Below are 22,351 nucleotides of genomic sequence, written 5' to 3'. Positions count from 1 at the left end.
ATGCCGCCCCACCTGGTCCGTTGGCATTCCGGCTGGCGTCGGTGCAGGCGCCGCTCTGGGCCATTGGCTCAGCGATTCGAATCACACTTGAGCCACTGACCTCGGTGATGCTCTTATGGACATGTCGATGGCGCTGCGGGTCCCCGCGGCGCCTTTTCTGTGCCGGTGTTCCATGGGGAGGGCAGCAGTGCTGAAGAGGATGTTCGTGGCTCCGGACCCGGGCCGGGCGCGGTTGCGCTTCGCCGCGCGGGCCGTCCTCGGCATCGGCCTGGCGGTCGTGGTCTGCCTGCTCGCCGGACACTCCCTCGTCGGCGCGGTCACCGGCGGGCTCGCCGCCCTGCTCACCCTGTTCACCGTCACCGACCCGACCGTGCGCGGACAGGCGGTCACCACCGCGCTGCTGCCCGCCGTGGGCGTCCCGGTACTCGCCGCCGCGGCCGAGCTGCACGACGTCCCCGTCGCGCGCGACCTCGCCTTCCTGGCCGTCGTCGGCGCCGGGGTGTACGCGCGCCGCTGGGGCCCGCGCGGGCACAGCCTCGGCGTATTCGCCTTCATGACCTTCTTCGTGGCCCAGTTCCTGCACGCCACCCCGGCGCAGCTGCCCGAGCTGTACGTCGCCGTGCTGCTGTCCGTGCTCAGCGCGGCCGTGGTGCGGTTCGGGTTGTGGTGCTACGAGCGCCGGCTGCCCCCGGCCGCCGTACCTTCCCCCACTCTCGGCTCCGCTCGAGCGGGGGGACCCGCATCGCTCGCCGGGAGCGGCCTGGCCCGGGTGACCACGCGGCAGGCCGTGCAGGCGACCGCGGGCGCGGGCTTCGCGCTGGTCGTCGGCCAGCTGGTGTCCGGACAGCGCTGGTACTGGGCTGTCGGCGCGACCTGGTGGATCTTCGTCAACACCGCCTCGCGGGGCGAGACGCTGGTCCGCGGCTTCCGCCGGGTCCTCGGCACGCTGATCGGTATCGGCCTGGGCTTCCTCGTCGCCGTACCCCTGGACGGCGCGCCGGTCGCGACGGCCGTTCTCGTCGCCGTGGCCGTCTTCGGCATCTTCTACACGGCCGCCGTCTCCTACACCTGGATGATGCTCTGGGTGACCCTGCTCGCCGAACTGCTCTACGGCCTGCTCGGCGTCCTGAGCCCCGGCCTGCTCGCGCTGCGCGTGGCCGAGACCGGGGTGGGCGCGCTCGGCGCCGCGCTCGCCGTGCTGTTCGTCCTGCCGGTCACCACCCACGCCATCACGGACGCCTGGATCCAGCGCGCCCTGCGCTGCGTGCACGTCTGTACGGCCGAGGCCGCGGCCCGGCTCGCGGGCTCCCCGACCGCCGACCCGGCGCCGCACGTGGCCGAACTGGAGCAGCTGCTCGGCCGGGTCCGGCTCTCGGTGGCCCCGCTGGTGCACCCGCTGAACCCGATGCCGGCCCGCAAACGGCGCGCCCGCCGCGTGCTCGCGCTGCTCGACGACTGTGCCCGCGAGGTGCGCGGCCTGGTCGCGGTCGCGGCCGACCCCGAGGCCTCGCACGACGCCCGGCTGGCTGCGGCCTGCTGGCGCGTGGAGGCCGCGGTCGAGGCGCTGATCGAGGGCCGCGCCGAGCCCGTCCGCAGCCCCGCCGAGCCGCCCACCGAGCCGGCCCTGGCCCACCTGCACGGCCTGGAGCAAGCCCTCGCCGACCTGGCCGAGCCCCTCCGAGCACCGTCGGGGTCACGACCGGTGGATGCCTGAGACGGCTGAGGGAATGGGCGCCTGAGACGGCCGAGGGCATGGGTGCGTGAGACGGCCGAGGGAAGGCGAACGGCCGGCGATGGGTCTGCACCGGTGAGCGCAGCGGCCGGGCGGCTGGGCATCTGGGCGGCTGGTGGGGTCTGAGCCGGTGAGCGCGGGGGCGCGGCTGGTGGGGGCTGAGGCGCTCCGGCGCGGGGGCGCGGCCGCTGCGGGCCTGGGTGGGGGCGGTGTCACCCCAGGGCCATGGAAGGCGGTCGGTCTCAGGGCGCGGCTGTCCGTGGCTCTGGGCCGGTCATCGTCGTAGGGCATGGCTGTTAGGGGGATCCGCGCCAGCATCGCCAGAGGCGGGGCTGGCGCGGGCGTGATGCGGTGCTCGGCTGGAGACCGGGCGGGGAGGAGCGGCGGCAGGCAAGCCGTGCACTGCCCAGGACCCCACACGCCCGAACGAAAACGACCCCAGGCGCGTTCGCCGCCCTTGGTCTAGACCGGCTTGATCGACTGCTACCGTCGGCCTTGGACGGGCTCGACCGAGAGGGGACAGCGGTGGCACAGGGCGGCAGAGCCGGCAGGCGCCGGGCGTTCATCGGCTCGTTCACGGCGGCGGGCGGTCCCGGCCTGGTGACCGCCGAGGTCGCGCCGGACGGCGGCGCCCTCACTCTCGCCGCCGCCGCGAACGACGTACGCGACCCGTCCTATCTGGTCCTGTCGCCGGACGGGAGGACGCTCTATGCGGTCAGTGAGATCGCCGAGGGCGCCGTCGCCGCCTACCGTGTCGACGGCGACCGGCCGGAACTCGCCGGACCACCCGTACCGGTGGACGGCAGCGGACCGACCCACCTCGGCCTGTACGCGGGGCACGTGCTGACCGCGAACTACGGCTGCGGCAGTGTCACCGCCGTACCCCTGCGTCCGGACGGCGCGCTCGCCGCCAAGCCCTCCGGACGGCTCCAGCACAGCGGCTCCGGCCCGCACGACCGGCGTCAGCGCGGCCCGCACGCCCACCAGGTACAGGCCGACCCGAGCGGCCGATGGGCCGTGAGCGTCGACCTCGGCACGGACTCGGTGCGGGTCTGCACCCTCGCGGACGGCGCCCCCGCCCTGCATCGAGAGTTCGCCCTGCGCCCCGGCTCCGGCCCCCGCCATCTGGCCTTCCATCCGGACGGCGGGTACGCCTACGTCGTCAACGAACTCACCCCGACGGTGACCGTATGCCGCTGGGACGCCGAGGCGTGCTCCCTCAGGCCGCTGACCGAGGTCCCGGTGCTGCCCGGCGCCCCGGCAGGCGACGCCTATCCGTCCGGGATCGCGGTCTCGCCCGACGGCCGCTTCGTATGGACCGCCACCCGTGGCGAGGACGTCCTGTCGGTCCTCGCCGTCGAGGGCGGGGGACTCCGGCTGATCGGCACGGTGCCCTGCGGCGGACGCTGGCCGCGCGCGCTCACCGAGCACAACGGCTATCTCTATGCGGCCAACGAGCGTTCCGGCGATGTGACGTGGTTCGACGTGGACGAGGCGACGGGGCTGCCCCGCTACGACGGGTCGGTACAGATCCCCGCGGCCTCGTGCGTGGTCTTCGGCTGAGGCGCGACCCTCCGGGACTCACGGGACTCACCGGACATCCGGGCTTCCGGGGCGCGGCGCCGTCGGCCCAAGGCGCGGGGCAAGACGAAGGGCCCGCTCCGGAGTGGGGAGCGGGCCCTGTGTCGTACGGGTGCCGTGGGGTGCCGGCGTGTGGTCGGCTCGGGTCAGCGGACCGGCATGCCCTGCGGCTGCGGCGGCGCGATGCCCAGCGCCGTCGTGTACTTGGCGAGGGCGAGCTTGCCGATCGTCGGGTACGCGCCCAGCGCCTCGGCCGTGGCGCAGCCCGCCTCCTCGGCGGCCGCCGCCAGCAGCGCCGGGTCGATCTCCGGGCCGATCAGATACGGCGCCAGGGCCAGCTGCTGCGAGCCCGAGGAGCGCAGCTGTGCGGCGCCGGAGGCGATCGAACCCTCCTGGTCCAGGGCCGCCGCCATCACCGGTACGGCCAGGCGCGCGGCGAGCAGCATGCCGGTGATCCCGGCCGCCTGCACCGCCTCCTCGCCACCCACGGACGCCAGGATGATGCCGTCCGCGGCCGTGGCCACGGTGAACAGGCGCGCACGGTCGGCACGGGCCAGACCCGCCTCGGACAGCCGCACGTGCAGCGCCTCGGCGAGCAGCGGGTGCGGACCGAGGACGTCGGTCAGGTCGGCGGCGACCCGGCTGTCCATCACGGACTGGCGGATCTGCCGCAGCAGGGCGCTGTCCGGACCGGCCAGCAGCGGGACGACGACGGCGACCGGGCCGTCGGGCTCCTTGACCCCTTCGATGCCGACCGCGACGGCCTGCTCGTAACGGGCCGTCCGCTCGTCGGCGGCGCGCACCAGCACGGACCGGAGCGTGGGGAACTCGGCGTCGTCCCCGTCCAGGTACCCGATCCGGGCGTCCAGGCCGGGCAGCTCGGAGCGGGCGATGCTCACGACCTCCTCGGCGAGGGCGCGCGAGGCGGCGCTGGGCGCACCGGGCACCGCGAGGGCGAGCGCGGGCGCGCCCTCGGGAGCCACCAGCGGTTCCGGCCGGCGGTGCCGTCCGGGCTGGCGGGGTCGCGGCATTCGAACTGGCAGGCCGGACTCGGGTCCAGTGGGGGAGCTCATGGCGCCGCATGTTACTGGCTTCGGGGGTTCCCCCGTTCGGGGAGGGTGCAGGTGAGCGGTATCCGTCCTGTTTTGTCTGATGAGTTACGCAAGGAGAACGCGTGCACGACACATGTTCCGGGCACGTGCCGAGAACATGGGACGACAAAGGCTCCCCAAGGGGGAACAATCCGCTTTTGCGAGGAACTCAATCTCGTTGTACGGAGATCACATGGAGCATGGTCGGTTCACCCGGCAGGGTGAGCCGGTCGACCGCCAGGTCCGTCGCGATCCGTACCGAGCCGTGCAGCGGATCGCCCTCGGCCGGCACTTGCAGGGCGTGCGGCAGCCTGGCAGCCAGCTCCTCCCGCAGGGGTTCGAGGAGGGGGCCGCCCAGGCGGAGCAGCCCGCCGGTGAGCGCCACCGGGGGCGTCCCGGCCACCGGGCACACGGCCGCGGCGGACTCGGCCATGTGCCGCGCCGCGGCGCGCAGGATGCCCGCGGCGACCGGGTCGTGCGCGGCGCACGCGGCCACCTGGGGCGCGAACGACGCCAGTACGGCGGGCCGGTCGGAGCGGGGGTAGAGCTGCCCCGGCAGACCGCGCACCGGGCCGAACTGCTCCTCGGCACGGCTCAGCAGCGGTGCGGAGCCGCCGTCCCGGCTGTCGTGGGCGCGCAGCGCCGCCTCCAGGCCGGCCCGTCCGATCCAGGCGCCGCTGCCGCAGTCACCGAGCAGATGCCCCCAGCCGTCGGCCCGCCGCCAGGACGTCAGATCGGTGCCGACGGCGATCAGCCCGGTGCCCGCGGCGAGCACCGCGCCCGGCCGCGGCCCGAGGGCGCCGACATAGGCGGTGACGGCGTCGGCGGCGAGCGCCACGCGCCGTACGCCCAGCTCCCGGGCGAGGGCGCCGGGCAGTTCGGCGCGCAGGCCGTCGCCCAGGGAGGCGAACCCGGCGGCGCCGACGACGGCCGTGGCCGGCTCGCCCACTCCGGCCTCCGCGGCGCAGGCGCGGGCCAGCGGGACGAGCTGGGCCATCAGATGCTCGGGATCGATACCCCGCGCGCCCGTGCGGACCGGTTCCCGTGACTCCCGCTGGGCCGCGGGCGTCCGGCCCGGCACGCCGACGGCGACCCGGAGACCGGAGCCTCCGGAGTCCACCGCCAGATAGCCGGGGACGGTCACGGCAGTCGCCAGTCCACCGGCTGTCCGCCCTGCTGGACCAGCAGGTCATTGGCGCGGCTGAACGGGCGCGAGCCGAAGAAGCCGCGGTCGGCCGACATCGGCGAGGGATGCGCGGACTCCACCGCGGGCAGGCTGCCCAGTAGCGGCCGCAGATTGCGGGCGTCCCGGCCCCACAGGACGGACACCAGCGGCTTGCCGCGGGCCGCCAGCGCCCGGATCGCCTGCTCGGTGACCTCTTCCCAGCCCTTGCCGCGGTGGGCGCCCGGGCTGCGCGGCGCCGTGGTCAGCGCCCTGTTGAGCAGCAGGACGCCCTGCCGGGTCCACGGCGTGAGGTCGCCGTCGGCCGGCTGGGGCAGCCCCAGGTCGGTGTTCAGCTCGCGGAAGATGTTGATCAGGCTGGGCGGCAGCGGGCGTACCTCGGGCGCGACCGAGAACGACAGGCCCACCGCGTGCCCCGGGGTCGGATACGGGTCCTGACCGACGATCAGGACCCGTACGTCGTCGAACGGCTGCTGGAAGGCCCGCAGGACGTTGGGTCCGGCCGGGAGGTAGGTGCGTCCCGCGGCGATCTCCGCGCGCAGGAAGTCGCCCATCCCGGCGATCCGTCCGGCGACGGGTTCGAGGGCCTTCGCCCAGCCCGGTTCGACGATTTCATGCAAGGGTCGTGGTGCCACGGGCATCACCCTACTGCCGCACCCGGGCACGTGATCAACCGATGGCCGAAGGTCGGCGGAGGCGCCGCCTGCGGCCCGCACGCGTGTGTCAGCCGATCACCGCCGCCCGCACGCACAGCACGTCCGGCAGATGTGCGGCCAGCTGCTGCCAGCTGTCGCCGTCGTCGGCCGACGCGAACACCTCGCCGTTGCGGTTGCCGAAGTACACGCCCGCCGGGTCTGCGTCGTCCGTGTACAGGGCGTCGCGCAGCACCGTGCCGTAGTGATCCTCCTCCGGCAGGCCCTTGGAGAGCGGCTCCCAGGTGCGGCCCGCGTCCGTGGTGCGGAAGACCCGGCACCGGTGCTCGGCGGGCACCCGGTCCGCGTCGGCGTTGATCGGGAAGACGTACGCCGCGCCGGCCCGGTGCGGATGGGCGGCCACGGCGAAGCCGAACGTGGACGGCAGATCGGCGCCGATGTCGGTCCAGTGCGCGCCCGCGTCGTCGCTGCGGTACACCCCCCAGTGGTTCTGCAGATACAGCCGGTCCGGGTCGCCCGCGTCCTTGGCGATCTTGTGCACGCACTGGCCGAACTCCGGGTTCGGATCCGGCAGGAACACCGCGGACACCCCGGAGTTGGACGGCGCCCAGCTCGCGCCGCCGTCGGTGGAGCGGAACACCCCGGCCGTCGAGACGGCCACGGTCACCGCGGCGGGATCGCGGGCGTCCGTGATCACGGTGTGCAGGCCCTCACCGCCGCCGCCCGGCACCCACCGCGAGCGGGTCGGATGCTCCCACAGCGGTCTGACCAGCTCGAAGCTCTCGCCGCGGTCCTCCGAGCGGTACAGCGCCGCCGGTTCCGTGCCCGCGTAGACCACGCCGGGCTCGGCGGCGGCCGGGTGCAGCTGCCAGACGCGCTCCAGGGAGGCGCCGGTGTCCTTGGGGAACTTGACGGCCGGCCGCGGCGGTTCGGTCCAGGTGCGGCCGAGGTCGTCGGAGTGGAAGACCGACGGGCCCCAGTGGGCGCTGTCGCCGCCCGCCAGCAGGCGCGGCCGGTCCTGCCGGGTGTCGATCGCGACCGAGTAGACGGCCTGTGCGTTGAAATACGGGGCGTCGTCGAACTCCCAGGCGTCGCGGCCCTTTCGACGCCCGATGAACAGGCCCTTGCGGGTGCCCACCGCCAGCAGTACCTCGGTCATGCCGATCACCTCCGGGACGCCTTCGTCCAGGTAGTCGTGAGACAGGTAGTCGTCGGTTATCGGCCAGTCTGCACCCCACCACTGACACTCTGCCCTGGACCGCGCGTTCTCGCAGGTCACAGAGGTGTCGTCGGGATCTGACGCAGATCGTCCACGGCCCGTTGCGGCATGCGCCTGCGCGAAGGCGGGCTCTCGTGCGAGGGTCGAGGGAACGGCTCCGTGAGCAACGGGGCGACCTCCCGCGTATGGGAGGGCGTTCCGGCCGGTCGGTGCGCTCGTGAGGAGGATGCCTTTGAAGGCGTTCCGTGGTCCGAAGGTGTGGCTGTGGCGCTGGCGGCGGAATCCGCTCAGACGCCGGGCCGACGTGCTGGAGGCGTGGGTGGTGCTCGGCGCCTGGCTGCTGACCGTCCTCGCGGGGGTCGCGGCCGGTCTCGTGGCGGCCCGGTCGGTGGAGCACGGACTCGCGCAGGAGCGGGCGGACTGGCGTCCTGTCGTGGCCCGCGTCGTGGGACGGGCGCCCGGAACCTCCCCTGCGCACGGCCACAGCTCCGCCGGTGAACGGGTCTGGGCCAAGGTCCGGTGGACCGTGGCCGACGGCTCCGCCCACACCGGACAGGTCCGGGTGCGGCCCGGCGGCAAGGCCGGTACGCCGGTCACCGTCTGGACCGACCCGCAGGGCCGGCTCGTCGGTCGTCCCACCTCCGTCTCCGAGGCCGCCTTCCGCGGCGCCCTGATCGGCTGCCTGGTGGGTGTCGGTGCGGCGGCCGTCCCCTTCGTCGGCGGCCTCGCCCTGCGCGGCCGTCTGGAACGGCGCCGCATGAACGCCTGGGACACGGAATGGGCGCGGCTCGGACCACAATGGGGCGGATGGTCCGATCATGGCCGGAGATCCGGCTGAGGTGAGGCCCACGGCCGCGGGTCTCGCCGAGTGCCGCGGCCGGAGGTGCGGCCGAGCCCCGTCGTATGCCCGGCGGCGGCCTGCTCCGCGCGGGCGCGAGAGGCCGACCTGGTCCTTGTGGGCTGACGAGTTCCCGGCGCGCGGTGAACAGCCGCGTACCCCGAACTCCCTTGCCCGGGCCGGTGTCTGCTCTGTTGTAGCCCTTACATCGCCGCAAGCGCCTTCCGGCACGCTCTCAGCAGCGCCTCGTCCTCCGGGATGCCCCGGCCGCCGAATCCGCCCGTGTGGGCCTGGTGGCGGCGCGGGTTGGTCAGTTCCGCCACCACCAGGTGCTGCAGCGGCGCGGCGGCCGGGCCCATCGCCGTGAGGCAGCGGGCGATCTGGCCGCGGGTGCGCGGGTCCTCGGCCCAGGCCGACCGGAACACGGGCAGGACCGGCTCCGGATCCGCTTCGATGCGCCACAGCGCGCACGCGGCCGCCACCCCCTCCCGCGCAGGCCACGACCGGGCCGTCCGGCGCAGCGCGGGCAGCGCGGCACGCGCGGCCGGACCCAGTCTGCCGAGCTGCCCGGCGGCCAGACACCGGTTCGAGGCATCACCGTGGGCCAACTCCCGCTGCAGCACGGGCAGGACGACCGAGGTGTCCCGCTGCGCCGACCAGAGCGCGCCGGCCGCGGCGGCGGCGTGCCGGGTGTGCAGCAGCGCGAGGAGCGCCCGGGTCGCCTGAGCGGCGGCGCCCAAGGTCTCCAGCGTCCCGATGGCCCGGCCCGCGACCGCGTCCCGTCCCCCCAGCCCGTCGGCGGCGCCCGACAGCAGCCGCAGCACCTCCGGAACCGCGTCCTCGTCCCCGACAGCCGCGATCGCGGCCAGCAGCGGGGCGGCCAGCCGGGCGGCGGAGGGGGCGGCCAGAGGGATCCGGCCGAGCCGGTTCCGTAGCGCCGGGGCGAGCGGGGCCGCCGCGGCTCCCAGGTGGGCCAGTTCGAACCCCAGGTCCACCGGCGCGGCCGGGCCGGCCAGCAGCTGGGCCAGGGCTGTGACCGCACGCGGATCGCCGCTCCTGGCCAGCGCCTTGAGCGGGCCGCCCAGCGTGGGGGAGTCGCGCTCGAAGCGGTGCGTCCACAGGTCGGGCCGGGCACACACCAGCGCGTGCAGGGCGTCCGCCGCGGGAGCGGCCGATGTGAACAGCTCCGCCAGGACCGCCACCGCCGCGTCCTGCAACCGGTCCTGCTCCGCGCCCAGTTGGGTGCCGAGCAGCCGGACCGTTCTGCTGTGGTCGCCGCGCCAGCCGCGCAGCAGCGCCCCCGCCATCCACACCGCGTTGCACCGGTCCACCGGGTCGGGACTGGTCAACTGCCCGCTGAGCAGCGCGGTCCGGTCCTCGACGCGGTCGCCGAGCGCGGTGTGCACCGTGCGCAGCAGCCGGGAGCCCTCCTCGTCGGACGGGCGCAGCCGCCGCAGGCGCCCGACGAGGGTGTGGGCGGCGGAGGGATCCGGCATCCGGGCGCGTTGCGCCGAGCGCTCCCGCAGGAGCCGGACCGCCGTCGGCACCGGATCGGCGGGCAGCCGGGCGGGCGCGACAAGTGCGAGCTGCCCGAGGGCGGCGAGCCGCAGCCCCGGCGGGTACGGCGGCGCGCTCTGCTCGGCCAGGAGGCCCACCGCGCCGTCGGCGTGCACGGGATAACGGCGGACGAACAGGCCGAGCGCCTCCGTGAGGGCGAGCAGCACGCGGTCGTCCCGCTCGGCCCGCAGCCGCTGCCGCAACAGGCCCAGCACCCGCGCGGGCGCGGTCGGGAAGTGCACGAGGGCCCGGGCGGTCGCCCGGCGCACCGCGGAGTCCGGGTCCTCGGCGAGCCGGACGAAGACCTCGGCACCCGCGCCCACCGCCTCCCGTGCGCGCGGGTCCCCGTCCGCGCTCTCGGCGCCGATGCCGATCAGCAGTTCCACGATGCCGCCCCGGTCCGGCAGCTCCTCGCGGGCCACGAGCGAGAGCAGGAAGGGGACGCAGGCCAGCGTCGAGTCGTACACATACCCCTGGTGGTGCAGTGCGCCGTACATCCCGTCGAGCGCGGTCGCCCGCTCGGCGGTGTCCGCGGAGGCCAGGGCCCGTAACCATCCGGGCACGTCCTCCGCGCTGCCGTGCGCGTGCTGCAGCGAGGCCCAGTCCACCTCGTCGATCCCCGTGAACACGTTGTCCTCCCCAGACGAGTGCCACCTGATCGCGAGTGTGCACCACGGCACTGACAACGGTGCGGAACCGCGCGCTGACTGTGTGCGATCCGTCGGCTGTCACCGGCCAGGGCGCGAGCGGCCCGTACCGGGTCGGCGGGAGGAGCGCCCGGGGCTCGTACTCGCCCCGGGCAGGGGTCAGTTCAGGCCGGGCAGCGCGCGTTCCAGGATCGTGTCGAGGCCGGCTCCGGCGGGCAGGGTGCCGAACGCGTGCCCCCAGTCGCCGCCCAGCCGGCTCGCGCAGAAGGCGTCCGCGACCGGGTGCGGGGCGTGCCGGACCAGCAGCGAGGCCTGCAGGGCGAGGGCCATCCGCTCGACCAGCCGCCGCGCGCCGACCTGGTCGGTTTCGGTCAACTGGCCCTTGAGCGCGGCCACGGCCGCGTCCAGGCGGGTGTCCGCCCCGCGCGCGAGGGCGAGTTCCGCGAACAGGGCCTCGGCAGTGGCCGGTTCGCGGCCGAGGGCGCGCAGCACGTCCAGCGCGTTGACGTTGCCGGAGCCCTCCCAGATCGACAGCAGCGGAGCCTCCCGGTAGTGCCGGGGCATGCCGGAGTCCTCGACGTAGCCGTTGCCGCCCAGGCACTCCAGCGCCTCCGCGGTGAACGCCGGGCCCCGCTTGGTGACCCAGTACTTGCCGACGGCGGTGGCGATCCGCCGGAAGGCCTGCTCCCCGGCGTCCCCGCGCACCGCCCGGTCGGCCGCACCGGCCAGCCGCAGCGTGAGCGTCGTCGCCGCCTCCGACTCCAGCGCCAGATCGGCCAGGACGTTGCGCATCAGCGGCTGCTCGGCGAGACGTGCGCCGAACGCGCTGCGGTACCGGGCGTGATGGCCCGCCTCGACCAGGGTCTTGCGCATCAGCGTCGCGGAGGACATCACACAGTCCAGCCGGGTGCAGTTGACCATCTCGATGATGGTCTTCACACCCCGCCCCTCAGGGCCCACCACCCAGGCCACGGTCCGGTCGAACTCCGGCTCCGAGGACGCGTTGGAGCGGTTGCCCAGCTTGTCCTTCAGGCGCTGGATGCGGAAGGTGTTGCGGCTGCCGTCCGGCAGCACGCGCGGCACGAGGAAGCACGACAGGCCCCCCGGGGCCTGCGCGAGCACCAGGAAGACGTCGCACATCGGCGCCGACGTGAACCACTTGTGGCCGCGCAGGGTGTACACCCCGGGCTCACCGGTGGGCGTGGCCACGGTGGTGTTCGTGCGGACGTCCGACCCGCCCTGCTTCTCGGTCATGCCCATCCCCGCGAGCAGGCCCGGCTTCTCGGTGGGCACGCGCAGTTCCGGGTCGTACTCCCGGCTGGTGAGCAGCGGTTCGTAAACCTTGGCCAGATCCGGCTGTGCGCGCAGTGCGGGCACGGCGGCGTACGTCATCGACGTCGGGCAGCCGTGCCCGGCCTCCGTGTGCCCCCACACCAGTCCGCCCGCCGTACGGGCCACATGGGCGCCGGGTCGCTCGTCCGCCCACGGCGCCCCGGCCAGCCCCTCGGCGACCGCCGTCCGCATCAGGTGGTGCCAACTGGGGTGGAACTCCACCTCGTCGACCCGGTGGCCGTAACGGTCATGGGTGCGCAGGACCGGCTCGTACCGGTTCGCCAGCTCGCCCCACTCCTGCGCCTCCGCGCTCCCGGCGCGCGCCCCCAGCCGCCGGATGCCGTCCTCGGCCCACCCGGCGCCCTCCCGGCGCAACCCCTCCAGCAGGGCCGCGTCGGCGGAGGCGTCGTACGGAGCCAGGGGCGGGGGCTGGTTGGTGACGTCGTGGGTGGCGTACTGAGACTGAGGTTGCGGCGGCACCTGTGACTGCGACTGTGCGGGAATCGAGACCATGTGAGCATGTTGCACTCTCCGTGCGGCTGTAACAATAGTGCAACAACAAGGCGGCACGTACAGTACGTGCCCATGCGCATGAACGTCTCGCCCGAACCGGAGGAGGCAGGCCTGCGGCCGCTGTCCGCGCGATCGGTCGTGCTGAGCCTCCTCCTCGGCGCGCACCCGGCGGAGCTGCCGGTGAAGGACCTGGTCCGGCTGGTGGAGCCCTTCGGCGTCGGCGGCTCCACGCTGCGGGCCGCGCTGAGCCGGATGGTGACGGCCGGGGACCTCCGCCGCACCGACGCCGTCTACCGGCTCAGCGACCGGCTGCTGGCCCGTCAGCGGCGCCAGGACGAGGCACTGCACCCCGGCACGCGCGCGTGGAGCGGCGACTGGGAGATGGTGGTGATCACGGCGACCGGCCGCGGCCCCGCCGAACGCGCCGATCTGCGCGCCCGGTTGACCGCCCTGCGCCTCGCCGAACTCCGCGAGGGCGTGTGGCTGCGCCCGGCCAACCTCGACCGCGCCCTGCCGGACACGCTGAACCCCGTCACCCGGACCTACGCCGCGCGCCCCGACGAGCCCGCCTCCGACCTGGTCGCCCGGCTATGGCTCCTGGACGCCTGGGCGGCCACCGCCCGGATGCTGCTCTCCCGCACGTCGGCCGCCCGGACCCCGGCCGACCGCCTCACCGCCTACGCCGCGGCCGTACGCCACCTGCTCACCGACCCGGTCCTGCCGCCCGGACTCCTCCCCGCCGACTGGCCGGGCGAGGCCCTGCGCACCGCCTACGCCGGCTACCAACGGGAGTTGGCCGCGTCGGTGGGGCGAAGAGAGCGTGCCGCATGACGGCCTCGGCCCTCGAACGGTTTCTGCGCGCCCGGTTCCAGGAGGAGGAACGGGTGGCCCGGGACGCGATCGCCGGTGCGCCCGGCGCCCTCTGGGGCGTCATGGCCGACGAGATCGAGCAGGTGCTCACCTCCTGGGACGGCCCGACCACGCACACGCCGATGGTGCAGTTCGGCGCCGACGACCCGGTGCGGCTGCTCACCCATGTGGCCCGGCACGATCCGGCCCGCGTGCTGCGCGAACTCGGGGCAAAGCAGGCGCTGTTGGAGGAGCACCGGATACGGGACGACGGCAGGTGCGGCACCTGCCGCGAGGAGGCGAGCCCCCGCTCGCCCTGCACCACACTGCGCCTGCTCGCGGTGCCGTTCACCGGTCATCCCGGATACGACGACTCCTGGCGCCCCTAGGCCCTGTCGTCAAACTCCCGCCTGCTCGGCGGCGTTTGGCACGCACTCCCCCACGCTCGGCTTCGCTCGCGCGGGGGGACCCCCACGCGGCGTTGCCGAACGGGCGCCGACCGGTGGCCCGCGGTCCCCTACGGGGAGGAACGGTCCTGCGCGAGTGCGCCGGGTCCGGAGTCGGCGACGTCGCCGAGGGGCGCGGCGGAGTCCTCCCCGGCGGCGCCGGATCCGAAGCCCAGCCGGGTCTGTTCCTCCGCGACGATCCGGCGTGCCATCTCCGAGTCAGAGACGTCGACGGCGTCCGGGGTCGCCTCCGCCACCTCGCTTCGGCGCGCGTATCGGTCGAACAGGCGGGCCTTCCGCTTCAGCATCTCCACCAACTGCTCGTCCACGCCGCCCGGAGCCAGCAGGCGGTGCACCCGGACCGGCCGCACCTGGCCCATGCGGTGGGCCCGTGCCACCGCCTGCTGTTCGACGGTGGGCTTGATCTGGGGCTCGCAGATGATCACGACGGAGGCGGCCTGGAGGTTGAGCCCGACGCCCGCCGCCTGGATCTGGGCCAGCAGCACCGCGGGACCGGACACGGCCGTGAACTCGTCGACGAGCAGCTGGCGCCGCTCGGGCGGCACGCTCCCGGTGAGCGGGCCGACCACGGGGGCGCCGGCCCGCGCCCCGGCGTCGAGCGCGTCCTTCACCACGCCCAGGACATCCCGGAAGTTGGAGAACACCACCACCTTCAGCCCGTTCTCGCCCGCCTCGTGCACGATCTCGCGGAGCCGGACGAGCTTGGCGGACTTCTCCGGGCGGGCGTAGGCGGCCCTGCGCATCGCCATGAAGTTGCCGGAGCGCACCGCCTCGCGGTACGCCTCCTCGTCCGAGGCACTCGGTTCCTCCCACTCGTCCGTCTGCTGCAGGGCGGGCAGTTCGGCGAGCACGTCCACCTGGTTGCGGCGCAGATAGACGGGGGCGACCGCCTTGCGGAAGGCCACGGAGCCGGGCAGCCCGGCCTGGTCACCGACGCGGCCCGCCACGGTCTCGTCGAGCATCCGGACCAGGTTGCGGAACTCGGCCACCCGGTTCTCCATCGGTGTGCCCGTCATGAACAGGACCCGCTCGCACTGCCCGGCCCACTGGGCGACGGCCTGGGAACGCAGGGCCTTGGGGTTCTTCACGGCGTGCGCCTCGTCGACCACCAGCATCCCGATCTCCCCTCCGCCGGGGACCGGGAAACCGCGCAGGGCCTCGAAAGTCGTCACGGCCACGCCGCCGCGCCCCTTCCAGTAGGCGAACGCGTCGCGCCGGTCCGGTCCGTGCAGGGGAGTGACGTGGAGCGGGGTGCGCGACTCGATCTCCCGGGTCCAGTTCACCAGGACGCTCGCCGGGCAGACGACCATGAAGTGGCTGCGGCCCTCGGCGGCCAGATGCGCCAGCGCCGCCATGGCCTGGACGGTCTTGCCGAGCCCCATCTCGTCGCCGAGGATCACCCGGCGCTGCGCCAGGGCGAAGCGGGCGCCGAACGCCTGATAGCCGCGCAGCGACACCCGCAGCCGGGAGTCGTCGAGTTGCTGGTCCCGCACCCGCTCGGCGATGCCGTCGGGCAGGAAACCCTCGGCGGCGGCAGTGTCCGGAGCGCGCCCGCAGACCTCGGCGAGCAGGCCGTAGTACTCGGCCGAGCGCAGCTCGAAGTCCACCCAGGCGGCGAGGTCGTTCGACGTCCCCCGCAGCACGTCCACCGACGCCTGCGCCAGCGCCTCGGGGGTGCCGGCCTGCGCCGCCCGGGCCATCAGCGCCCGCAGCTCCTCGACCGCCTCCAGCGCGCGGGCCTTCCTGGCCTGCCCGGCCATCACCATGCTCAGCCGCCCGGCGGCGGGCCGGGCGTCGGCGAGCAGGGGGCCGAGCCGCTCGGCCAGCACGGCGGCCGCCTCGACGGCGCGCCGCGCCTGCGGTCCGGCCTCCACGAGCACATGCAGGGCCGTGACGAGCGCGGTCGTGCGCGGCTCCGGGTGATCGACGTCGATGTGTACGGCTACGGTGTCGTGCACGGCGTCGGACAGCCGACGAGCGGCGGCGACGATCTGGTCCGCGGTGAGCTGACCGACCCCGGGGATCTGCCGCAAGCGGTACGGACCGGCGTCCAGCACCTGGCGGACCGTACGCAGTCCGCTCTTCTCGACGCTGCCCAGCCGCAGCCGTCCGCCGGTGGCGTCCTGCAGCCGTGTCACCGGTATGGCGTCGAGCGCCTGCTCCACCGCCGCGTCCTGGATCGGCCTGAGCGCCGCTCGTACCGCCTCGACGGCCTTGCCGTGGTCGTCGGCCAGCGCCCGCGCCGCCTCGTACAGCCCGGCCGCCCGCGCGACCGCCTCCCGCTCCCTACGCCCCATCCGCCCTCCCTGCCGCCACATCCTCGCATCGCGCGGCTCGGGCCCGAGAAGACGGCAGGGAAGAGATGGCAGGGTGAAGGCCGGGGTGGTGTCCGGGGATGGGTGTGTCTGGGTGGTGCGGGTGACGGGCGTGGTCCGGGGCGTTCCCCGGCAGGGGGACTCTCGGGAGAAACGGGGGATGACCAGCGTGGTAAGGGGCACTCGGTGAGGTGCGTAAGGCGATCTCACCCGAGGAGAGTCATGGCTGAGCAGAAGCCGTCAGCAGCCCTCACGGCGCCCCTGCGCGGCGCGGCCTCGGTACTGCGCAGGGTGCCCGGCGCCGAGCTGGTGACCAGGGCTGCCGACGAAACCCTGGACAAGGTCGGCGCGGTCTCGCCCCGCGGCCGGCGCATCGCGGTGTACGCCGGGGCCGGACTGCTCGGTGCCGCAGGCGTGGTGGAGTGGCCCGTGGCCCTCACCGGAGCGGCCGTGGCCTGGCTCACCCAGCCCCGGCCCGCCCATCCGGACGACAGCGAGGACGCGACCGCACACCGCCCCGAACCTGCCCATGACCTGGGCACCGCGACCCTCAGGTCCGGCCACCGCGCCGATGGCGCGGAAGGCACGGGAGGGGCGGCGTCGGCGGGAGCAGGGGCACCCGGCAGCGGGGCGACGGGTGACACCTGGGCGGCTGACGGAGCCCAGGAGGCCGCAAGCCGCCGGGCATCCAGGAGAGTCAGGAAACACAGCGTGACCAGGGCATCTGGCCGTGCCAGGGGGTCCGGTGCCGGCCGGACCGCCCGGGACGCCGAAGGCTCCGCGACCGAACGCTCCGCAACCGAAGGCTCCGCGGTCAAGCCGTCGTCCACGAGGACCGGGCCGCTCGGTCCTACGGCGCGGCCCGGTCGCACCGTGATCTGAGGTGAGCGATGGGGCTCGGACTGCTGACACTGCCCGCGGCGGCCGGCCGGCTGCTGGCGCCGGCGGTTGGGGTGGCCGCCGGTGCCGCGGCGGAAACGGCGCGCGCCGGAGTGCGCGGCGCGGACGCCGCCGTACGGGTGGCCCGGGTCGCGCGGAACGCGTTCCCCGGCGCCGATGGCCACTGGCGGGCCGGCGCCCGCGCCCACCTGGCGCTGCGGCCCGTGGAGAAGGAGCGGGTGCGGCGTGCGGGCGGCACGGCGCGGCTGGCCCGCCGCGTGGCGCGGACGCTGGCCGAGCGACCCGATGTGCTCGTCGCGTACTGGGACCAGGGGCTCGCGCGGCTGGTGGTGACCGCGACCGGGGAGGAGGCCGCCGACCGGGTCCTGGAGCACGCCGCCGACCTGGCCGAGCGGCACGGACTGGCGCTGTCCGGCGGCGATGTGGACGAGACCACACATCCGGCCGACCCGGCAGGGGCCCGCGCGGCCGTGATCGCGCTCGCTGCCGATGCCGTGGGCATCGGCGGCGCGCTCACCGCGTACGCGCTCCGGTTGCCGCCCTCGCCCCGCCTGGCGACCGCGGTGGTGACACTGCTGCGCGAGAACCCGCACTTTCGCGCCCGGCTGCGCGCCCGCCTGGGCGACTCCCGCATGGACCTGGTCCTGGCCTGCGCGAACGCCGCCGTCCACGGGGCCGGGCAGACCCCCGCGTCGCTCGTTCTGGACGGTGCCCTGCGGGCCTGTCAGGTGGCCGAGACGGTAGCCCGTGCCGCCGCCTTCGACGCGGTGCACGACCAGTTGTGCGCACCCGGTCGCATCAGCCTCCCGGAGGACGGCGCTCCCCGCCCACCGCTGCGGGAGTCCCCGGCCCAGGAGTACGCCGACCACGCCGCCGCGGGCAGCATGCTGGGCGCCGCGGCCACCCTGCTGGTCAAGCACGACGGCACCGAGGCGGCGGAGGCGGTCCTCGCCGGCTCGCCGAAGGCCGCCCGCTACGGTCCCGCCGCCTTCCACGCCGTACTGAGCGCCGCGCTCGCCCGCACCGGCGTACTGGTCCGTGATCCGGACCGGCTGCGCCGGCTGGAGATGGCCGGCACGGTCGTCCTGCACCCCGGCGTGCTGCGCACCGACGAGGGCGAGGTGGACCCGTGGGCCGAACCGGTGCTGGACGCGGCCCGCCGGGCCGGCCTCCGGGTGGTGCTCGTGGACGACCCGGCCCTGGAGGACTTCACCGGTCTCGCCGACGAGGTCGTCGACGCGCGCCGGCCCTTGGACGACGTGGTGTGCCAGGCGCGCGGCGACCCGGGTGCGGTGCTCGTCGTCGCCCGGGTGCGCGGGGCCGACGAGCACGCGGTCATGGCCGGGCTGCGCGCCGCCGACATCGCCCTCGCCGTCACCGACCACGACGGCGCCGTGGCCTGGGGCGCGGACATCCTGGCCCTGCACGGGCTGCCCGATGTGTGGCGGGTGCTCCTCGCGATCCCGGCCGCCCGCACGGTCGGCCGGCACGCCCAGACGCTGGCCCGCTCCGGCGCCGCACTGTCCGGCCTCCTCGTGGCCGTCGGCGAGTCGGGCCGTCGCCGGGGACGCCGCGCCGCTCTGCCGGGGCTGCGGCACGCCCCCGTCGATGCCTGCGCCGGAACCGCCCTGCTGTCCGGGGTGCGCGCCGCGCTCGGCGTGGCGGCCGCCCGGCCCCCGCACCCGCGTCCGCGCGTGCACTGGCACGAGCTGGACCCGGAGCAGGCCCGGGAGCGGCTGGAGCACGAAACGGCCGACGAGGGCGGCGCGTCCGAAGCGCTGACCGCCCGCGTGCGCAAGGCCGCCGCCGGTGTCGCCCGGTATCCGGCCGCCGCGCCCGTGCGCTGGTCCTACAGGCTCGGGCGGGCCGTACACGGCGAACTCCAGGACCCGCTGACCCCCGTCCTCGCGGTCGGCTCGGCGGCGTCGGCGATCCTCGGCTCGGTCGTGGACGCCCTGCTCGTCGTCGGCGCCCTCGACCTCAACGCCCTGGTCGGCGGCTTGCAGCGGCTGCGCGCGGAACGGGCGCTGTCCGGGCTGGTCGCGGAGCAGCAGCAGAAGGCGAGGGTCGTGCCACCGGAGGCCGAGGCACCGGCCGGCGGCACCCGCACCGTGGAGGCGGGCGAGCTGGATCCGGGCGATGTGATCCAGCTGAAGGCGGACGACGTGGTGCCCGCGGACGGCCGGCTGCTGTGGCAGGACGGCCTGGAGGTCGACGAGTCGGCCCTGACCGGCGAGTCGCTGCCGGTCGAGAAGCAGACGGATCCGACCCCGCACGCCCCGGTCGCCGACCGGCGCTGCATGGTCTTCGAGGGTACGACCGTGGTGGCGGGCGAGGCCCGGGCCGTCGTGGTCGGCACCGGTGAGCGCACGGAGGCCGCCCGCGCCGTCCACCTGGCCGCCCGCACACCCCCGGCCGGTGGTGTCCAGGCCCGGCTGCGCGAACTCACCCGCGAGGCACTGCCGTTGACCCTGGCGGGCGGCGGGGCGGTCACCGGACTGGCGCTGCTGCGCCGCGCCCCGGTCCGGGATGCGGTCAGCGGTGGTGTGGCGGTGGCCGTGGCAGCCGTACCGGAAGGGTTGCCGCTGGTGGCCACGGTCGCGCAGCTGGCGGCCGCCCGGCGGCTGAGCCGCGGCGGTGTCCTCGTCCGCACCCCGCGCACCCTGGAGGCGCTCGGCCGCATGGACACCATCTGCTTCGACAAGACCGGCACGCTCACCGAGAACCGGCTGCGCCTGGTGCGCACCGCCGATGCCGACGGCACGGTCCGCGGGGCGCAGGACGCCGGTTCCGCCGACACCGTCTGCGCCGCCGCCCGTGCCTGCCCGCATCCGGACGGCGATGCCGGGCAGCCGGTGCACGCCACCGACGAGGCCGTGCTGGCGGCGGCGGGCTCCGACCCGGACTGGACGCCGGTCGCGGACCTGCCGTTCGAGGCGGCGCGCGGATACGCGGCCGCCGTCGGCCGCAGCGGTGACGGTCCGCTCGTGCTCGTGGTCAAGGGCGCCCCGGAGACCGTGCTGCCCGCCTGCCGCGGGCTGCCCGCACAGGTCTCGGAGGCGGCGCAGACGCTGGCGGGGGACGGCCTCAGGGTGCTGGCGGTGGCCGAACGGCCGCTCGGCGCCGACGAGCAGGAGACCCACGAGCAGGAGGCCGGCGTGCTCGAACAGCCGCTGCGGGAGCTGGAGTTCACCGGTCTGCTGGCCCTGTCCGACGTACCGCGCGAGACCTCCACCGCGCTGGTGGAGGGGCTGCGCAAGGCGGGCGTACGGCCGGTCATGCTCACCGGCGACCATCCGCAGACCGCGCGGGCCGTCGCCGCCGATCTGGGCTGGCCCGCGGAGACCGTCGTGGTCACCGGGGACGAGCTGGCGGCGGCGGACCGCTCGGCCCGGGCCCGGGCGCTGCGGGACGCGGGTGTGGTGGCGCGCGTGGCGCCCGAGCAGAAGCTCCACGTCGTCGAGGCGCTGCGGGAGGCGGGACGGGTGGTCGGGATGGTCGGCGACGGCGCCAACGACGCCGCGGCCATCCGCGCCGCCGACATCGGCGTCGGTATCAGCGCGCGCGGCTCGGCCGCCGCGCGCAACGCCGCCGACATCGTCCTCACCGACGACGATCTGACGGTCCTGATCGACGCGGTCGGTGAGGGCCGGGCGCTGTGGCACAGCGTGGCCGACGCGATCGCCATCCTGATCGGCGGGAACGCGGGCGAGGTCGGATTCGGGCTCCTCGGGGCGCTGTTGTCCGGCCGGGCGCCGCTGTCCACCCGGCAGATGCTCATGGTGAACCTCTTCACCGACCTGTTCCCGTCGATGGCGGTGGCGGTGACCGAGAAGCCGGACGAGCCCGGCGCGGTACGGGCCCGCGGCGGTGCGCCCGAGGACGCCTCCGCCGTCCTCGGCGCGCCGCTGCTGCGGCAGATCCGGCACCGGGCGCTCACCACCTGCCTGGGCGCGGTGACGGCATGGCTGATCGGTCGCTTCACACCCGGCACCGCACGCCGCTCCAGCACGATGGCGCTGTGCGCGGTGGTCGGCACCCAGCTGGTGCAGACGCTGCTGGACCGGCGCGAGAGCCGTCTGGTGCAGGTGACCTGCCTGGGTTCCGCCGTGGCGCTGGTCGCGGCGGTGCAGACCCCGGGCGTCAGTCACGCCGTCGGGTGCACCCCGCTCGGGCCGCTGGCCTGGGCCGGGGTCCTCGCCGCGGTCGCCCTGGCGCCGGCGGGGCAGCGGGTGCTGCCCCGCCTGGAGGAGACGGTCGGGCGGCTGCTGCCCGGCTGACCGGCCGGGCTCAGACCGAACGGTGGTACTGGTCCGGCACGTTGACCTCGCCGCCCAGCTCGCGGGCCGCGTGCCGGGCCCAGGACGGGTTGCGCAGCAGCTCACGGCCCAGCAGCACGGCGTCGGCCTCACCGTTGGCGACGATCTTCTCGGCCTGCTCGGCCTCGGTGATCAGTCCCACGGCGGCGACGGGCAGCGGCGTCTCGGCCTTCACCCGGGCGGCGAACGGCACCTGGTAGCCCGGCCCGGTCGGGATGGTCGCCCCGGAGGCGTTGCCGCCGGTGGAGACGTCCAGCAGGTCGACACCGTGGGCGTGCAGATCACCGGCGAAGCGGACGGTGTCCTGCGTGGTCCAGCCGCCGTCCTGGAGCCAGTCGGTGGCCGAGATACGGAAGAACACCGGCTTGTCCTCGGGCCACACCGCCCGTACGGCGTCGACGACCTCCAGGGCGAACCGGGTGCGGTTCTCGTACGAGCCGCCGTAGGCGTCGGTGCGGTGGTTGGAGTGCGGCGAGAGGAACTCGTTGATCAGATAGCCGTGGGCGCCGTGGATCTCGGCGATCTCGAACCCGGCGGCGAGCGCCCGGCGCGCGGCGGCGGCGAACTGGCCGACGATCTCCTGGATCTGGTCCACCGTCAACTCGTTGGGCACCGGATGGCGTTCGTCGAAGGGCAGCGCGCTCGGGGCGACCGGCTGCCAGCCGCGCGCCTCCGGTCCGACCGGGGCGCCGCCCTTCCAGGGCCGGTCGGTCGACGCCTTGCGTCCGCCGTGGGCCAGCTGGATCGCCGGTACCACGCCCTGGGAGGTGAGGAAGCGGGTGATCCGGCGGAAGGCCTCCATCTGTGTGTCGTTCCACAGGCCGAGGTCGTAGGGGGAGATCCGGCCCTCCGGCGAGACCGCGGTGGCCTCCACGATGATCAGACCGGTGCCGCCGGTGGCGCGCGCCGCGTAGTGCGCGAAGTGCCAGTCGTGCGGGGCGCCGGCGAGCGGCCCCTCCGGCTCGGCCGAGTACTGGCACATCGGGGGCATCCACACCCGGTTCGGGATGGTCACTTCGCGCAGAGTGATGCTCTCGAAGAGCGCGATCACGACAGACTCCGTTCGTCACGGGACCACTGTTCGACTCATACGATAATCCTCGTACTACGAGGAATGTCAAACTACGATGTGTCTCGTACAATGGCATCCTGTCG

Annotated in this window: 15 protein-coding genes; 7 read left to right on the top strand and 8 right to left on the bottom strand. The window is 74.9% G+C overall.

Annotated elements, in window-relative coordinates:
• The first annotated feature begins 187 nt into the window (after positions 1-187).
• Complete coding sequence (locus tag AB0L75_RS10670) at positions 188-1,714, top strand: FUSC family protein (RefSeq protein ID WP_365178360.1); 1,527 nt, start codon at positions 188-190, stop codon at positions 1,712-1,714.
• 543 nt (positions 1,715-2,257) lie between these two features.
• Complete coding sequence (locus AB0L75_RS10665) at positions 2,258-3,295, top strand: lactonase family protein (protein ID WP_365178358.1); 1,038 nt, start codon at positions 2,258-2,260, stop codon at positions 3,293-3,295.
• A 164-nt stretch (positions 3,296-3,459) separates the two neighbouring features.
• Here AB0L75_RS10665 and AB0L75_RS10660 read toward each other — a convergent pair whose 3' ends face one another.
• The 4 genes from AB0L75_RS10660 to AB0L75_RS10645 form a co-directional block, all read right to left on the bottom strand.
• Positions 3,460-4,386, bottom strand: a complete 927-nt coding sequence (locus tag AB0L75_RS10660) for a hypothetical protein (RefSeq protein ID WP_365178355.1) — start codon at positions 4,384-4,386, stop codon at positions 3,460-3,462.
• Between the two features lie 187 nt (positions 4,387-4,573).
• Positions 4,574-5,548 (bottom strand): BadF/BadG/BcrA/BcrD ATPase family protein, encoded by a 975-nt coding sequence (locus AB0L75_RS10655; RefSeq protein WP_365178352.1) that lies wholly within the window; start codon positions 5,546-5,548, stop codon positions 4,574-4,576.
• Complete coding sequence (locus AB0L75_RS10650; RefSeq protein ID WP_365178349.1) at positions 5,545-6,222, bottom strand: uracil-DNA glycosylase; 678 nt, start codon at positions 6,220-6,222, stop codon at positions 5,545-5,547. The genes AB0L75_RS10655 and AB0L75_RS10650 overlap by 4 nt, the downstream gene beginning before the upstream one ends.
• Before the next feature lie 88 nt (positions 6,223-6,310).
• Positions 6,311-7,399, bottom strand: a complete 1,089-nt coding sequence (locus AB0L75_RS10645) for an exo-alpha-sialidase (protein ID WP_365178345.1) — start codon at positions 7,397-7,399, stop codon at positions 6,311-6,313.
• Positions 7,400-7,685: 286 nt separating this feature from the next.
• Between AB0L75_RS10645 and AB0L75_RS10640 the strand changes: the two genes are divergently transcribed.
• Positions 7,686-8,297, top strand: coding sequence for a hypothetical protein (locus AB0L75_RS10640; protein ID WP_365178342.1), 612 nt, complete (start codon positions 7,686-7,688; stop codon positions 8,295-8,297).
• Positions 8,298-8,500: 203 nt separating this feature from the next.
• On the opposite strand, the gene AB0L75_RS10635 is transcribed toward AB0L75_RS10640, so the two are convergent.
• Positions 8,501-10,483, bottom strand: coding sequence for a HEAT repeat domain-containing protein (locus AB0L75_RS10635; RefSeq protein ID WP_365178339.1), 1,983 nt, complete (start codon positions 10,481-10,483; stop codon positions 8,501-8,503).
• A 177-nt stretch (positions 10,484-10,660) separates the two neighbouring features.
• Entirely contained in the window at positions 10,661-12,346 is a 1,686-nt protein-coding gene (locus tag AB0L75_RS10630) for a DNA alkylation response protein (protein WP_365178336.1), read from the bottom strand.
• 72 nt (positions 12,347-12,418) lie between these two features.
• On the opposite strand from AB0L75_RS10630, the gene AB0L75_RS10625 reads away from it, so the two are divergent.
• Together AB0L75_RS10625 and AB0L75_RS10620 are read left to right on the top strand one after the other, a co-directional pair.
• A complete protein-coding gene (locus AB0L75_RS10625) occupies positions 12,419-13,177 on the top strand; it encodes a PaaX family transcriptional regulator C-terminal domain-containing protein (protein ID WP_365178334.1) in 759 nt (252 codons plus the stop codon).
• Positions 13,174-13,584 (top strand): DUF6221 family protein, encoded by a 411-nt coding sequence (locus AB0L75_RS10620; RefSeq protein WP_365178331.1) that lies wholly within the window; start codon positions 13,174-13,176, stop codon positions 13,582-13,584. Before AB0L75_RS10625 ends, AB0L75_RS10620 begins: the two co-directional genes overlap by 4 nt.
• Before the next feature lie 128 nt (positions 13,585-13,712).
• Here the strand turns inward: AB0L75_RS10620 and AB0L75_RS10615 are convergent, their stop codons facing one another.
• On the bottom strand, positions 13,713-15,959 hold the full coding sequence (locus tag AB0L75_RS10615; protein WP_365178328.1) for a DEAD/DEAH box helicase: 2,247 nt from the start codon (positions 15,957-15,959) through the stop codon (positions 13,713-13,715).
• Positions 15,960-16,199: 240 nt separating this feature from the next.
• Between AB0L75_RS10615 and AB0L75_RS10610 the strand changes: the two genes are divergently transcribed.
• Together AB0L75_RS10610 and AB0L75_RS10605 are read left to right on the top strand one after the other, a co-directional pair.
• Positions 16,200-16,859 carry a hypothetical protein gene (locus AB0L75_RS10610; protein WP_365178325.1) on the top strand — a complete coding sequence of 220 codons (660 nt, stop codon included), beginning with the start codon at positions 16,200-16,202 and terminating at the stop codon, positions 16,857-16,859.
• Between the two features lie 8 nt (positions 16,860-16,867).
• Entirely contained in the window at positions 16,868-21,157 is a 4,290-nt protein-coding gene (locus AB0L75_RS10605; protein ID WP_365178322.1) for a cation-translocating P-type ATPase, read from the top strand.
• A gap of 10 nt (positions 21,158-21,167) precedes the next feature.
• Here the strand turns inward: AB0L75_RS10605 and AB0L75_RS10600 are convergent, their stop codons facing one another.
• The gene (locus AB0L75_RS10600) at positions 21,168-22,247 is read right to left on the bottom strand and encodes an NADH:flavin oxidoreductase/NADH oxidase (protein WP_365178318.1); all 1,080 of its coding nucleotides are present in this window, start codon (positions 22,245-22,247) and stop codon (positions 21,168-21,170) included.
• Positions 22,248-22,351 lie beyond the last annotated feature (104 nt).

This window comes from Streptomyces sp. NPDC052101 (assembly GCF_040680235.1).
Classification (GTDB): domain Bacteria; phylum Actinomycetota; class Actinomycetes; order Streptomycetales; family Streptomycetaceae; genus Streptomyces.
This window is presented reverse-complemented; position numbering and strand designations above follow the sequence as displayed.